The following is a 14,265-nucleotide window of genomic DNA, read 5'->3' as shown; positions in this document are numbered from 1 at the left end:
TCTGGACTGTTTCTCCGAGAGGACGGTCCGCCACAGGCTCCGGGCACTAGCCTGGTCTCCTGAGGACCCGGCCGTGAGGCCGGCGCATGAGGAACAGAGACTGCGTTCCCGCGGATCATCGCGGCGTGACGCCCAGGAAGGACACCATGGCTGAGGACACCCCCCGAGAGCGCCGCGAGGACCGTGGTTCCGAGGGCCGCGGGCCCCGTGGTGGTGATGGCCGGCGTCGTGGTGGAGACCGCGACGGACGTCCTCGCAGCGGTGCCGGTGACCGGCGCCGCTCCGGCGGGCCTCACGAGGACCGTCGTCGTGGCTCCGCAGACGGTCCGCGTCGTCAGGACGGGGCCGGTGACCGTGGCCCGCGTCGCGAGGAGTTCGGTCGCGACGGCGCGCGGCGTCGCTTCCGCCCCACCTCCGAGGACCGCCGGCGCGGCCCGGGCCAGGATGGCGGGCGGCCCGAGCGCCGCGGTGCGCCGACGGGCCCTCGTCGCGAGGACCGCGCCGAACGACCCGCGCACAATCCCGGTGACCTCCGAGCGGCGAATCGTGCGGACCAGGAGCGCTCCCCGGACATCGACCCGGACGTGACGGGCAAGGAGCTCGACCGCGGCACGCTCAAGGAGATCAACGGCCTTGACGAGCGTGCTGCCAGCTGGGTCGCCAAGCACCTGGTGATGGCCGGTCGCTACCTGGACGTCGACCCGACGCTGGCGTTCCAGCACGCCCTCGCCGCGTCCCGCAAGGGCGGCCGCCTGTCACGCGTGCGCGAGGCCGTCGCGCTCACCGCCTACGCGGCGGGGGAGTACGCCGACGCGTTGCGCGAGTTCCGCACCTACCGGCGCATGACGGGCGACGACACCCACATCGCCGCGCAGGTGGACAGCGAGCGTGCCCTCGGCCGCACGGAGAAGGCCCTGCAGCTGGCCGCCGAGGTGGATGCCTCGCGTCTGGACCGCGCGGCGCGGGCCGAGCTGGCCATGGTCGTCTCCGGCATCCGCGAGGACGCCGGCGACCTCCAGGGTGCCCATGAGGCCCTGCAGATCCCGGAACTGGACCGTCGGCGCGGCTACCCCTTCTCTCCCCGGCTGTTCCAGCGCCAGGCCGACGTGCTGCTCGCCCTGGGGCGCCGCGACGAGGCTCGGCTGTGGGCGCGTGCCGTGCGCGTCGCGGAGAAGGCCCTCGGCGTGGGCGGGTTCGCGGACCCAGAGATCATCGACGTGGACACCGAGCCGGTCGAGGACCCCCGGAACCGCCGCCCGTCCCCCCGCGAACGGCGCCACGAGCGGTATGCGGCCGAGGCCGGTGCGGAGCCGACGGCGGACGGATCCCCGGCCGAGGAGCCGGAGGCCGCCGCGGAGCCGACCTTGGTGCCCCGACAAGAGGCCGTCGCGGAGCCGCCGGCCGCCGTCGACACGCCGGACGAGGTCGACCCGAACCAGCTGTCGCTGTTCGACGACCTCGAGGCCCCGGAGGCAGACGAGCGGTGAGCACCACGTTCTTCGACGGTCACGACGGGCTGCTGTGCGACCTGGACGGCGTCGTGTACGCCGGAGACGGTGCGATCGCCGGGGCGGTCGAGACGCTGTCGACGCTGCAGGAACGCGGCGTGCCGGTCGGGTTCGTGACGAACAACGCCTCTCGCGCGCCGGAGTCCGTGGCCGAGCATCTCCGCACGCTCGGGGTGCCCGCGGAGGCGGGGCAGGTCTTCGGCTCCGCACCGGCGGGCGTCGACCTGCTCGAGGAGACGCTCGGCCGCCGGACCGGCCGGGTGCTCGTGGTCGGCTCGGCGTACCTGCGCGCCGTGGTCGAGGAGCGGGGCTACGAGGTGGTCGCGTCCGCGGCGCAGTGTCCCGACGCGGTGATCCAGGGCTTCGACCCCGGTCTCGGCTGGGCCGATCTGGCGGAGGCCGCGTACGCCGTGCGCGCCGGGGCCACCTGGGTCGCCACCAACCTGGACACCTCGATCCCGCGCGCGGAGGGGATCGCCCCCGGCAACGGGGCCCTCGTCGAGGCGGTGGGCCGGGCCACCGGCACCGCGCCCGTCGCGGCGGGCAAGCCCGAGCCACGACTGTTCCGGACGGCGGCCGACGCCCTCGGCCTGGCCCGTCCCCTCGTGGTCGGCGACCGCCTGGACACGGACATCCGCGGCGGCAACGCGGCGGGGTTCGACACGGTGCTCGTCCTGACCGGCATCGACACGCGCGAGACCGCGGCCGCCGCCCCCGGGCCAGACCGGCCGACGTGGGTCCGTGCGCACCTGCCCGCTCTGCTCGCCGGCGGGGCCGAGGCCTCCGCGGACCCACGGCGTGGCTGAGACCGCACGCGCCGACGTCGCCCTGGCCGCTCGGGGCCTGGCACGCTCCCGCACGGAGGGCGCGGCGCTCATCCGCGCGGGACAGGTGCTCCTCGACGGCCGCCCGGTGCGCCGGCCCGCCGACCGCGTGGCCGCCGACGCCACCCTGCGCCTGCGCGACCCGGGCCCGCGGTACGTCTCCCGTGCGGCCCACAAGCTCGTCAGCGCACTCGAGGCATTCCCGGACGTGGGCGTGGCCGGCCGCCGAGCGCTCGACGCCGGGGCCTCCACCGGCGGATTCACCCAGGTCCTCCTCGAGCGGGGCGCCGAACGGGTGGCCGCCGTCGACGTGGGCCACAACCAGCTGGCCCCGCCCGTCCGGGCCGACCCCCGCGTCCTCGTGCGCGAGGGGCTCAACATCCGCGACCTCACGGCCGAGGACATCGACGGTCCGGTGGACCTGGTGGTCTCCGACCTGTCCTTCATCTCGCTGCGCCTCGTCCTCGCCCCGCTCGCGAGCGTGTGCCGACCCGGCGCCGAGCTACTGCTCATGGTCAAGCCCCAGTTCGAGGTCGGGCGGCGCGCCCTGCCGCGCTCCGGTGTCGTGACCGATCCCGACGCCCGCCGCCACGCCGTCGTGGGTGTGACCGCGGCCGCGCTGGGCGCCGGCCTCGCACCGCGCGGCCTCGCCCGATCCGGCCTGGCCGGACAGGACGGGAACGCCGAGTTCTTCCTGCGGCTCCGCCGTCCCGACGCCACCGCGGCCGACAACCCGGCAGGCGGGACGAGCCCGGCCCCGCCCGCCGGCGAGCGCGCCGCCGGGTGGGTCCGGGGCGCCCACATCGACTGGTCCTGACCCCCGACCGGGGGACACCGCCCGTCCACGGGCGCGGGGCCACCGGTTCGCGTGTCCGGTCTCGTGGCTATCCTGGAGCGCAGTGCCCGGCACCCCGGCTCGCGGAAGGAACCATGCCCTACACCCCCGGACGTCGCATCCTCGTCCTGACCCACACGGGCCGCGAGGACGCCATCAGCGCGGCGCTGCAGGCCACCCGCATGTTCGCGGAGGAGGGCCTGGTCACCGTCATGCTCGAACAGGACGTGGCCGCCATCCGCGCGGCCGCGGGGGACCCCCCGGAGTTCGCGCCGGAGACCCTCGGGGTCGACTGCGAGCTCGAGGACATCACCCTCGGCCTCGTCCTCGGCGGCGACGGCTCGGTGCTGCGGGCGGCCGACTTCGTCCGCGGCTACAACGTGCCGCTGCTGGCGGTGAACCTGGGCCACGTCGGCTTCCTCGCCGAGTCCGAGCGCACCGACCTGCACCGCACCGTCCAGGCGATCGCCTCGGAGTCCTACGTGGTGATCGAGCGCATGGCCCTGGACGTCGTCGTGCACGTGGAGGGCCGCGAGGTGGCCCGCACGTGGGCCCTCAACGAGGCCTCCGTGGAGAAGTCCCACCGGGAGCGGATGCTCGAGGTGGTCGTCTCCGTGGACAACTCGCCGCTGACGTCCTTCGGCTGCGACGGCGTCGTGCTGGCCACCCCCACCGGCTCCACGGCCTACGCCTTCTCCGCCGGGGGCCCCGTGGTGTGGCCCTCCGTGGAGGCCCTGCTGTGCGTGCCCATCAGCGCCCACGCCCTGTTCACCCGCCCCCTCGTGGTGGGTCCGCGCTCCACGATCGGCGTGGACGTGCTCACCCGCACCCGCGAGACCGGTGTGCTGTGGTGTGACGGCCGGCGCACCGTCGAACTGCCGCCGCAGGCCCGGATCGAGGTGTCCCGGTCGGCGGAGCCGGTGCGCCTGGCCCGTCTCAACCCGACGCCCTTCGCGGAACGGCTCGTGCGCAAGTTCCGGCTGCCCACGGACGGCTGGCGCGGCCCCGTCACCGCCCAGGAGCGGGCGGGCGTGCTCCACGCGGTGGAGACCGTCGAGCCGCGGCACGCGGGGCCGCGTCCCGACGTCGTCGAACCGGCCACCATGCCGCTGTCGGTGCTCTCGCCCGCGGACATCCAGCGCCACCGCGACCGCGGGGCGCGTCACCCCGGGGAGGACGCATGATCGACCATCTGAGGATCTCGGGGCTCGGCGTGATCGGCGAGGCCACCGTGGACCTGGACCCCGGCTTCACCGTCGTCACCGGCGAGACCGGCGCCGGCAAGACCATGGTGGTCACCGCCCTGGGCCTGCTGCTCGGCGCTCGCGCCGACGCGGGCGCGGTCCGCCGGGGCTCGTCCCGTGCCGTCGTGGACGCCGGCGTCCGCCTGCCCGAGGCGCACGCCGCGCTCGCCCTCGCCGAGGACGCCGGGGCCGTGCTGGACGAGGCCGACGAGGGCGTCCGGGAGCTCGTCCTGAGCCGCAGCGTCACGGCGTCCGGGGAGGGGACCCGCTCGCGCGCCGCCGCCGGCGGGCGGACCGTGCCCGTCGGCCTGCTCGCCGAGATCGGGGCGACCCTCGTGGCCGTGCACGGCCAGAACGACCAGGTCCGCCTCCAGGGCGCCGACGCCCAGCGGCACGCCCTCGATGCGTTCGGTGGCGCCGAGCTCGCCGCGGCCCTGCGCGCCTACCGCGCGGACCACGCCGCCTGGACCGCCGCGCGTCGGGAGCGCGAGGAGCTCACCGCCCACCGCCAAGAGCGGGCCCGCGAAGCCGAGGCGCTCCAGCGCTCGCTCGAGGAGATCGACCTCGCCGAGCCGCAGGAGGGCGAGGACGAGGAGCTGCGGGCTCTCATCCGCCGGCTCGAGGACGTCGAGGAGCTGCGCGCCGCCTCCGGGGAGGCACACGCCCGACTGGCCGGCCCCGACGTGGACACGATGGACGAGACCCCCGGCGCCGTCAGCCTCGTGGAGGCGGCGCAGCAGGCCGTGCTCGCCGCCCCCGGCGACGACCCCGAGCTCGCCGCCGCGGCCGCGCGCCTGGCCGAGGCCGCCGTCGTGCTCACGGACATCGCCGGCGACCTGGCCCGCTACACCGCTGACCTGGACGCCGACGCGGCCTCCGACCTCGACGCGGCCCAGTCGCGGCTGGCCGAGCTCACACGACTGCAGCGGCTCTACGGGCCGGAGCTCGCCGACGTGATCGACTGGGCCCGGACCCAGCGTCCGCGCCTGGACGAGCTGCAGGGCGACTCCGGCCGCCTCGAGGAGCTCGAGGCGGAGGTCGACCGGCTCGACGCCGCGCTGCGCGAACGGGCCGCGACCCTCACCGCCCTGCGCACCGCGGCCGCCGAGCGGCTCGAGACCGCGGTGACCGAGGAGCTGCACGCCCTGTTCATGCCGGACGCCTCCTTCCACGTGGGACTGACGCCGGTCGCCGGGGACGGTCTCGGCCCGTACGGCGCTGAGGACGTCACGCTCGCCCTGCGCCCCCACGCGGGCGTCGAGCCCCGGCCCCTGGGCCGCGGCGCCTCCGGCGGCGAGCTCTCCCGCGTGATGCTCGCCCTCGAGGTGGTCCTGGCCGCCACGGACCCGGTGCCCACCTTCGTGTTCGACGAGGTCGACGCCGGCGTGGGCGGTGAGGCCGCCGTGCGGATCGGGGCCCGCCTGGCCCGGCTCGCCCGCCACGTGCAGGTCATCGCCGTGACGCACCTGCCCCAGGTCGCCGCCTACGCGGACCGGCACGTGCGGGTGGAGAAGAACTCGGACCCGGCCGCGGGTGTGACCACCTCCGACGTCGTGACGCTGACGGCCGACGAACGGGTCGAGGAGCTCGCCCGCATGCTCGCCGGGCACGGGGACTCCGCGGCGGCCCGCGAGCACGCCCGGGAGCTGCTCGAGTCCTCCGCCCGCGAACGCGGCTGACCCGGTCCGCGGACGCCGCCCCGACATGAAAGGATCGCCCCATGCCTGAGATCCCCGCGTCCGCGGGACGCTCGCCCCTGCGCGACCTGCACGTCCCCCGCCCGGTGAAGAAGTCGAAGACCGTCTACGAAGGCCGAGTGTGGGACATCGCCCGGGAGTCGTTCCGCCTGGACCCGGCGGACAAGTCCCAGGATCCCCTGACCCGGGAGCTGATGGTGCACCCGGGCGCCGTGGCGATCCTCGCGGTCCGCACCAAGCTCACCACCACCGGCCCCCGCGAGCAGGTGGCCCTCGTCCGCCAGTACCGCCACCCCGTGGGCATGGAGCTGTGGGAGATCCCGGCGGGCCTGCGGGACGTGGACGGGGAGGACCTCCACCAGGTCGCCGTCCGTGAGCTGGCCGAGGAGGCCGACCTGCGCGCCCGCGAGTGGCACACCCTCGTCGACTACTACACGACCCCGGGCGGCTCCAGCGAGGCGATCCGCGTGTTCCTGGCCCGTCAGATCGAAGAGATCCCCGACGGCGAGCGGCACACCCGGCAGGACGAGGAGGCCGCCATGCCGCTCGTGTGGGTCGGCGTCGACGAGGTGACCGACGCCGTCCTGGATGGGCGCGTGCACAACCCCTCCACGGTCGTGGCGATCCTCGCCCTGTGCGCCCACCGCGCCCAGGGGTGGCGGCGCCTGCGCCCCGTGGACGCCCCCTTCGTCCCGGACCGCCACGGCCCCGGGGCGGACTGGCCCGCGTGAGCACCGACCCGGCCGCCCGGGGGAGCGGCGAGGCCGAGGCCCGTGGGAGCCGTGGGGGCCGGGGCGCGGAGTCCGCGCTCGCGGCCCCGTTCCGCCGCCACCTGGAGCACCTGGCCGTCGAGCGGGGCCTCGCCGCGAACACGCTGGCCGCCTACCGCCGCGACCTCGAGCGCTACCGCCGCTGGCTCGAAGCCCACGGGGTGCGCGCCCCCGCCGACGTCGACCCCGGCCACGTCTCCGGCTTCCTGCGGGCGCTGGGCACCGGCGAGGACGGCGGGCGGCCCCTCGCGGTCCGCTCGGCGGCCCGCGTGCTCGCGGCCGTGCGCGGCCTGCACCGGTTCTGGGCCCTCGAGGGACTCACGCCCGCCGACCCCGCCCGCGACGTCCACCCGCCGAAGCCGGGCGACCGCCTGCCGAAGGCGCTCCCCGTGGAGCAGGTGACGGCGCTGCTGGAGGCCGTGCCCGTCGACACCCCCGCCGGACTGCGGGACCGCGCGCTGCTCGAGTTCCTCTACGGCACCGGCGCCCGCATCTCCGAGGTGGTCGGCCTCGACGTCGACGACGTGGTGGGGCTCGCGCAGACCGGGGACGACGGCGGCCAGCCCGTGGTCCGCCTGTTCGGCAAGGGGTCCAAGGAGCGCGTGGTGCCGATCGGCTCCTACGCGGCCGCCGCGCTCGACGCATGGCTGGTGCGGGGACGGCCCACGATCATGACGGGAGTCACACGCTCCACGCCCGCCCTGTTCGTCAACGCCCGCGGGGGCCGGCTCTCCCGGCAGTCCGCGTGGGCCGTGCTGAAGCGGGCGGCCGAGCGCGCCGGCCTCGAGGCGGACGTCTCGCCCCACACCCTGCGCCACTGCTTCGCCACGCACCTGCTGGCCGGCGGCGCGGACGTCCGCGTGGTCCAGGAGCTGCTCGGGCACGCGTCCGTGACCACCACGCAGGTGTACACCCTCGTCACCGTGGACTCCCTGCGCGAGGTCTACTCCGCCGCGCATCCGCGCGCGCGCTGAGCCCCGCACCTGATACGCTCAAAATCCGTGGTGAAACGAACTTCTCGTACTCAGACGTCCACGCGCGTCACCCGTCACGTGTTCGTGACCGGCGGTGTCGCCTCCTCCCTCGGCAAGGGGCTCACGGCCTCCTCGCTCGGCCACCTGCTCAAGGCGCGCGGGCTCAGGGTGGTGATGCAGAAGCTCGACCCCTACCTCAACGTGGACCCGGGCACCATGAACCCGTTCCAGCACGGCGAGGTGTTCGTCACCGAGGACGGCGCCGAGACGGACCTGGACATCGGCCACTACGAGCGCTTCCTCGACGAGGACCTCGACGGCCTGGACAACGTGACCACCGGCCAGGTGTACTCCACCGTGATCGCCCGCGAGCGCCGCGGCGAGTACCTCGGGGACACCGTCCAGGTCATCCCGCACATCACCGACGAGATCTGCCGCCGGATGCGCCTGCCCGCGGAGCCCCGCGGCGACCGCCCCGCCCCGGACGTGATCATCACGGAGATCGGCGGCACCGTCGGCGACATCGAGTCGCAGCCCTTCCTCGAGGCCGCCCGCCAGGTCCGCCAGGACGTCGGCCGCGACGACGTCTTCTTCCTGCACGTCTCCCTCGTGCCGTACATCGGCCCCTCGCAGGAGCTCAAGACCAAGCCCACCCAGCACTCCGTGGCCGCCCTGCGCTCGATCGGCATCCAGCCGGACGCGATCGTGCTGCGCTCGGACCGGGCCGTCCCCGACGATGTCCGCGGCAAGATCGCCCGCATGTGCGACGTCCCGCAGGACGCCGTCGTCAACTGCGCCGACGCCCCCTCCATCTACGACATCCCCCGCGTCATCCACGACCAGGGCCTCGACGCCCACGTGGTGCAGTCCCTGGACCTGAAGTTCAAGGACGTGGACTGGACCGCGTGGGATGCCCTCATGGACGCCGTGCACCACCCGGAGCACGAGCTCACGGTGGCGCTCGTGGGCAAGTACGTGGACCTGCCGGACGCCTACCTGTCCGTCACCGAGGCGCTGCGCGCCGGTGGCTTCGCCCACCGGGCCAAGGTGGGCATCCGCTGGGTGGCCGCGGACGAGTGCGCCACCCCCGAGGGCGCGGCGGTGGCGCTCGCGGACGTCGACGCCGTGTGTGTGCCCGGCGGCTTCGGCGTGCGCGGGCTCGAGGGCAAGCTCGGCGCGCTGCGGCACGCCCGCGAGCAGCGGATCCCGACGCTGGGTCTGTGCCTGGGCCTGCAGTCCATGGTCATCGAGTACGCCCGCAACGTCCTCGGCCTGGAGGACGCGGACTCCACCGAGTTCGACCCGGAGACCGCCTCGCCCGTGATCGCCACCATGGCCGAGCAGGAGCAGATCGTGGCCGGCGAGGGGGACCTCGGCGGCACCATGCGCCTGGGCGCCTTCCCCGCGACCCTGCGCCCGGGCTCCGTGGTGGCCGAGGCCTACGGCACCACCGAGGTGACCGAGCGCCACCGCCACCGCTACGAGGTGAACAACGCCTACCGCGACCGCCTCGAGGAGGCCGGTCTCGCGATCTGCGGCACCTCCCCGGACGGCGCCCTCGTGGAGTTCGTGGAGCTGCCCCGGGACGTGCACCCGTACTACGTGTCCACGCAGGCCCACCCGGAGTTCTCCTCCCGGCCGACCCGCCCGCACCCGCTGTTCGCCGGCCTCGTCGCCGCCGGCCTGGCCCGCCGCGCCGACGCGGCGGCCCGGCGCTGAGGGGCCGACGACCGGCCCGACACAGTGGTCACGACACGCCGTCGCCGCGCCCGGCACGCGGCGTGTCGTGACCACTCTGCGAGGGCGTCGCACCGATGACGACACGACGACGGCGGGCCGCCCCACCCGGGGCGACCCGCCGTCGTCGTGCACGCGGCACCGCGCCGCGAGCGAATGGGGCGACGTGTCGGAGGTGATCTGCGTCTACACCTCCGACAAGTCGCCCCGACCGCCCCTCACGAGGCTCAGCCCGCCGGCAGCTCCCGCTGCTCGGGGCCGTCGTAGGCCGAGAGCGGGCGGATCAGCGCGTTCGCGGCGCGCTGCTCCATGATGTGGGCGGTCCAGCCGGTGATGCGTGAGGCGATGAAGATCGGCGTGAACAGCTCGGTGTCGAAGCCCATGAGGTGATACGTCGGGCCGGCGGGGTAGTCGAGGTTCGGCTTGATCTGCTTGGCCTCGTCCATCGCGGACTGCAGGCCGTCGTACAGCCCGAGCATCTCCTCGCGGCCGTAGTGCTCGATCATCCGGTCCAGCGCGGCCTTCATGGTGGGCACGCGGGAGTCGCCGTTCTTGTAGACGCGGTGGCCGAAGCCCATGACCTTCTTCTTCTGGGCCAGGGCGTCCTCCATCCACGCCTTCGCTCGGGCGGCGGCGTCCTGGCGGGACTCCTCCTTCCGGATGCCGATCTCGTCGAAGGTGTGCATCACGGCCTCGTTGGCGCCGCCGTGCAGGGGGCCCTTGAGCGCGCCGATCGCACCGGTCACGGCCGAGTGCAGGTCGGAGAGCGTCGAGGTGATCACGCGCGCGGTGAAAGTCGAGGCGTTGAACGAGTGCTCTGCGTACAGCACCATCGAGACGCGGAACGCGTCCACGACCTCCGGGGCGGCCTCCTCGCCGAACGTCATCCAGAGGAAGTTCTGCGAGTAGTCCAGGTCCTCGCGCGGCTCCACCACGTCCTGGCCGCGCCGGCGGCGCTGGTCGTAGGCGACGACGGCCGGGAACGCCGCGAACAGGGCCTGGGCCTTCTCCAGCTCGGCCTCGGGGGAGGAGTCCTCCGCCTTCGGGTGGTTCGCGCCGAGCACGGACACGGCGGTGCGTCCGACGTCCATGGGGTGGCAGTCGGTGGGCAGCAGGTCGATGGCCTGCTTCACCTTCGGGTCGAGGGCACGGTGCGCGCGCTCGAAGTGCTCGAACGCGGCCAGCTCCTCGTCCGTGGGCAGCTCGCCCGTCCAGAGCAGCAGCGCGACGGCCTCGAACGAAAGCTGCGCGGCCAGGTCCTGCACGGGATAGCCGCGATACAGCAGGGAGTTCGTCTCCGGGTTGACCTTGGAGATCGCCGTGGTGTCCACGACGACGCCGGCCAGGCCCTTCTTGATCTCGGTCTCGGTCATGGTGTCCCTCCTCGGGGAGTGGGGCCCGCCCGCGCACGGGCGGGCCCGGTGACGGGTCAGAGGTCGGCGTGGTTGGCGCCGATGTCGAGCGTGGGCACGTCGAAGTTGAAGATGCCCGTGTCGAAGGCGTTGTAGCCCTCGTAGTCCACCAGCTCGTAGAGGCGGGCGCGGGTGAGCATCTGCTCCACCTGCGACTGCTGGGTGCCCTCCTCCTTGATGGCGTTGAGCACGCGCTCGGCGGCGCCCATCGCGGAGCGCAGCAGGGTGACCGGGTAGATCACCATCGCGACGCCGGCGTCGGCCAGCTGCCGGCGGGTGAACAGCTCGGACTTGCCGAACTCGGTCATGTTCGCCAGGACCGGGACCCCGAGGGGCTCCAGCTCGCGACACACGGTCTCGAACTCGCCGATGTCCTTCAGGGCCTCCGGGAAGATCGCGTCCGCACCGGCCTCCACGAGCGCCTTCATGCGGGCGATCGCGGCGTCCAGGCCCTCCACGGCACGCAGGTCGGTGCGCGCCATGATGAGGAAGTTCGGGTCCCGGCGGGCGTGGACGGCGGCGGCGATGCGCTTGACCGCGGTGTCGAGCTCCACCATGTTCTTGCCGTCGAGGTGGCCGCACCGCTTGGGGTTGAACTGGTCCTCGATGTGGCAGCCGGCCAGGCCGGCGTTCTCGAACTCCTGCACCGTGCGGGCCACGTTCATCGGCTCGCCGAAGCCGGTGTCCGCGTCGATGAGGCACGGCAGGTCCGTGAGGCGGGCGATCTGCCCGCCGCGCACGGCCACCTCGGTGAGCGTGGTCAGCCCGACGTCGGGCAGGCCCAGCTCGTTCGCGAGCACGCCGCCGGAGATGTAGACACCGGGGAAGCCCTTCTCCTGGATCAGCTTGGCGGACAGCGGCGTGAACGCGCCCGGGAACTGCTGGGCGCCGCCCTGCTTGAGGGTCTCCCGCAGGTCGATCCGCTTCTGTTCGGCCGTCTTCGTCGAGTACAGCATCAGAACAGGCCCTTCGGGGCGGCGGCGAGGTCGGCCTCGGACAGGAACGCCGGGTCTGCCAGGATGTTCAGCTGGTCCAGCTCGCCGGGCTGCAGCTCCGCCACGCGCTCGGCGGCGGCCAGGAAGCGGTCCTGCTCCTCCTTCGAGACGATGCCCTCGGCCAGGGTGCGGAACTTCTGGATGTACTGCTCGCGGGCGAACGGCCGGGCGCCGAGCGGGTGGGCGTCGGCCACGGCGATCTCGTCGGTGATGACGGTGCCGTCCTTGAGGGTGATCTCCACCGCTCCGCCGAACGCCTTCTCCGCGAGGTCCAGCGAGTGGTAGCGGCGGGTCCACTCCGGGTCCTCCACGGTGGTCACCTTGTGCCACAGGGCCACGGTGTCCTCGCGCTGGGCGCGCTCGGGGGCGTAGGAGTCCACGTGGTGCCAGGATCCGTCCTGCAGGGCCACGGTGAAGATGTAGGGGATCGAGTGGTCGAGGGTCTCGCGCGAGGCCGTCGGATCGTACTTCTGCGGGTCGTTGGCGCCCGAGCCGATCACGTAGTGGGTGTGGTGCGAGGTCTTGATCAGCACCGACTCGACGTTCGCCGGGTCGGTGGCCTCCGGGTGCTCCCTGTGGAGCTTGCGGGCCAGGTCGATCCAGGCCTGGGCCTGGTACTCGGCCGAGTGCTCCTTGGTGTAGGTGTCCAGGATGCCGCGCTTGGGCTCGCCCTGCTCGGGCAGCGGCACCTCGTAGGAGGCGTCCGGGCCGTCCAGCAGCCAGGCGATCACGCCGTCCTCGCCCTCGTAGATCGGGACGGGGGAGGTCTGGCCGCGCATGGCGCGGTCCACGGCCTCGACGGCCATCTTGCCGGCGAACGCCGGGGCGTGGGCCTTCCACGTGGAGATCTCGCCCTTGCGGGACTGGCGGGTGGCGGTGGTGGTGTGCAAGCCCTGGCCGATGGCCTGGAAGATGGTCTCGGTGTCCAGGCCGAGCAGGGTGCCGATGCCGGCGGAGGCGGAGGGGCCGATGTGGGCCACGTGGTCGATCTTGTGGCCGTACAGGTTGATGGACTTCACGAGGTCCACCTGGATCTCGTAGCCGGTGGCGATGCCGCGGATCAGGTCCTTGCCGGAGCGGCCGGTGTGCTGGGCGACGGCGAGGATCGGCGGGATGTTGTCGCCCGGGTGGGAGTACTCGGCGGCCAGGAACGTGTCGTGGTAGTCCAGCTCGCGGACGGCCACGCCGTTGGCCCATGCGGCCCACTCGGGGGAGACCTTCTGCTCCACACCGAACACGGAGGCGCCCGCACCGCCGGTGGAGACCGGGTGGGACAGGGCCTGGGCGCGGGCGGCGACGATCGGGCCGCGCTTCAGCGAGGCGACCGCGACGGAGGCGTTGTCGATGATCCGGTTGATGATCATCTCCTCGACCTCGGGCAGCACCTCGACGTCGTCGACGGCCACCTCGGCCAGCTTCCAGGCCAGCTGGTCCTTGCGCTCGAGGTTCTCCTCGGAGCGGTGCACGCGCACGTGATGGTTCTTCATGGTCGGTCTCCTTCGGTGGGGGTCAGCAGGGTCGGGGTCTCCTCGGCGCGGCCGCGCCGGGTCAGATGGTGGAAGGCGTGGTGCAGGTGGACCCGCGTGGTCGCCTCCGCGAGGTCCGCGGCGCCCGAGCCGACGGCGTCGGCGATGTCCGCGTGCTCCGCGGCGGAGGCCGCGAGGCGGGCCGGGTCGTCGGCGGCCAGTCGGCGCAGGCGCGCCAGGTGCAGGCGCAGGGTGCGCAGGGTGGAGACGAGGTAGGGGTTCGCGGCGGCCTCGTCCAGCCGGCTGTCCAGCTCGGCCGTCATCGCGTAGTAGTCCGCGGGGTCGGTCCCGCCGCGCAGGGCCGCCTCGGCCTCCTGGAAACGGCCCGCGAGGACCGTGAACCGCTCGGCCGTCTCCGGGGTGGCCCGCTGCGCGGCCCGGCGCGCCAGGAGGGACTCGAGGGCGATGCGCAGGTCGAACAGCTGGTCCGCCTGCTCGAGGGACAGGTCGGCGACGACGATGCCCCGGCCCGGTGCCTGCTCGGCCAGGCCGTCGGCCACCAGGCGGGAGAGCGCCTCGCGCAGAGGGGTGCGCGAGATGCCCAGGCGTTCGGCCTGCTCCACCTCGCCCAGGCCCGCGCCCGGAGGGAGGGACCAGTCGAGGATCTCCGCCCTCAGGGCCTGGTACGCCCGCTCACTCGCTCGCATGCCGCCAGTGTATACACAACAGTCCCGCCGAGGGCAGAGACGTGTCCGGTGCGCGCGTCGGACGGCGCCGTCGGAGGGGAGTGTCGTCCGGCGTGA

General features: G+C 73.9%; 12 protein-coding genes. 8 read left to right on the top strand and 4 right to left on the bottom strand.

What is annotated here, in order from left to right; translation table 11 throughout:
• Positions 1-584: 584 nt before the first annotated feature.
• From ACFI33_RS10265 to ACFI33_RS10230, 8 genes are all read left to right on the top strand, one after another.
• The gene (locus tag ACFI33_RS10265; RefSeq protein ID WP_179297204.1) at positions 585-1,487 is read left to right on the top strand and encodes a hypothetical protein; all 903 of its coding nucleotides are present in this window, start codon (positions 585-587) and stop codon (positions 1,485-1,487) included.
• Positions 1,484-2,314, top strand: coding sequence for an HAD-IIA family hydrolase (locus ACFI33_RS10260; protein ID WP_078025588.1), 831 nt, complete (start codon positions 1,484-1,486; stop codon positions 2,312-2,314). The genes ACFI33_RS10265 and ACFI33_RS10260 overlap by 4 nt, the downstream gene beginning before the upstream one ends.
• On the top strand, positions 2,307-3,149 hold the full coding sequence (locus ACFI33_RS10255) for a TlyA family RNA methyltransferase (protein WP_078025589.1): 843 nt from the start codon (positions 2,307-2,309) through the stop codon (positions 3,147-3,149). Before ACFI33_RS10260 ends, ACFI33_RS10255 begins: the two co-directional genes overlap by 8 nt.
• A gap of 113 nt (positions 3,150-3,262) precedes the next feature.
• Positions 3,263-4,351 (top strand): NAD kinase, encoded by a 1,089-nt coding sequence (locus tag ACFI33_RS10250; RefSeq protein WP_127435595.1) that lies wholly within the window; start codon positions 3,263-3,265, stop codon positions 4,349-4,351.
• On the top strand, positions 4,348-6,090 hold the full coding sequence (gene recN, locus ACFI33_RS10245; protein ID WP_036383274.1) for a DNA repair protein RecN: 1,743 nt from the start codon (positions 4,348-4,350) through the stop codon (positions 6,088-6,090). The genes ACFI33_RS10250 and recN overlap by 4 nt, the downstream gene beginning before the upstream one ends.
• A gap of 41 nt (positions 6,091-6,131) precedes the next feature.
• Positions 6,132-6,839: an NUDIX domain-containing protein gene (locus ACFI33_RS10240; protein WP_044659884.1), complete on the top strand. Its 708-nt coding sequence runs from the start codon at positions 6,132-6,134 to the stop codon at positions 6,837-6,839.
• The gene (gene xerD / locus ACFI33_RS10235) at positions 6,836-7,852 is read left to right on the top strand and encodes a site-specific tyrosine recombinase XerD (protein WP_036315732.1); all 1,017 of its coding nucleotides are present in this window, start codon (positions 6,836-6,838) and stop codon (positions 7,850-7,852) included. Before ACFI33_RS10240 ends, xerD begins: the two co-directional genes overlap by 4 nt.
• 9 nt (positions 7,853-7,861) lie before the next feature.
• Complete coding sequence (locus ACFI33_RS10230) at positions 7,862-9,571, top strand: CTP synthase (protein WP_080695883.1); 1,710 nt, start codon at positions 7,862-7,864, stop codon at positions 9,569-9,571.
• Between the two features lie 245 nt (positions 9,572-9,816).
• Here ACFI33_RS10230 and ACFI33_RS10225 read toward each other — a convergent pair whose 3' ends face one another.
• The 4 genes from ACFI33_RS10225 to ACFI33_RS10210 are packed head-to-tail and all read right to left on the bottom strand — an operon-like array spanning position 9,817 to position 14,169.
• Positions 9,817-10,962, bottom strand: a complete 1,146-nt coding sequence (locus ACFI33_RS10225) for a bifunctional 2-methylcitrate synthase/citrate synthase (protein ID WP_127435228.1) — start codon at positions 10,960-10,962, stop codon at positions 9,817-9,819.
• 56 nt (positions 10,963-11,018) lie between these two features.
• The gene (gene prpB, locus ACFI33_RS10220) at positions 11,019-11,957 is read right to left on the bottom strand and encodes a methylisocitrate lyase (protein ID WP_078025594.1); all 939 of its coding nucleotides are present in this window, start codon (positions 11,955-11,957) and stop codon (positions 11,019-11,021) included.
• Positions 11,957-13,483, bottom strand: a complete 1,527-nt coding sequence (locus tag ACFI33_RS10215; protein ID WP_127435229.1) for an MmgE/PrpD family protein — start codon at positions 13,481-13,483, stop codon at positions 11,957-11,959. Before ACFI33_RS10215 ends, prpB begins: the two co-directional genes overlap by 1 nt.
• Positions 13,480-14,169: a GntR family transcriptional regulator gene (locus ACFI33_RS10210; RefSeq protein ID WP_462623993.1), complete on the bottom strand. Its 690-nt coding sequence runs from the start codon at positions 14,167-14,169 to the stop codon at positions 13,480-13,482. Before ACFI33_RS10210 ends, ACFI33_RS10215 begins: the two co-directional genes overlap by 4 nt.
• Between the last annotated feature and the right edge of the window lie 96 nt (positions 14,170-14,265).

This window comes from Micrococcus sp. PSi08 (assembly GCF_054960655.1).
This window is presented reverse-complemented; position numbering and strand designations above follow the sequence as displayed.

Coding starts and splice junctions, on each gene's coding strand:
- ACFI33_RS10225 (WP_127435228.1), bottom strand. CDS start 10,962: ATGACCGAGACCGAGATCAAGAAGGGCCTGGCCGGCGTCGTCGTGGAC.
- ACFI33_RS10210 (WP_462623993.1), bottom strand. CDS start 14,169: ATGCGAGCGAGTGAGCGGGCGTACCAGGCCCTGAGGGCGGAGATCCTC.
- recN (WP_036383274.1), top strand. CDS start 4,348: ATGATCGACCATCTGAGGATCTCGGGGCTCGGCGTGATCGGCGAGGCC.
- prpB (WP_078025594.1), bottom strand. CDS start 11,957: ATGCTGTACTCGACGAAGACGGCCGAACAGAAGCGGATCGACCTGCGG.
- ACFI33_RS10240 (WP_044659884.1), top strand. CDS start 6,132: ATGCCTGAGATCCCCGCGTCCGCGGGACGCTCGCCCCTGCGCGACCTG.
- ACFI33_RS10250 (WP_127435595.1), top strand. CDS start 3,263: ATGCCCTACACCCCCGGACGTCGCATCCTCGTCCTGACCCACACGGGC.
- ACFI33_RS10215 (WP_127435229.1), bottom strand. CDS start 13,483: ATGAAGAACCATCACGTGCGCGTGCACCGCTCCGAGGAGAACCTCGAG.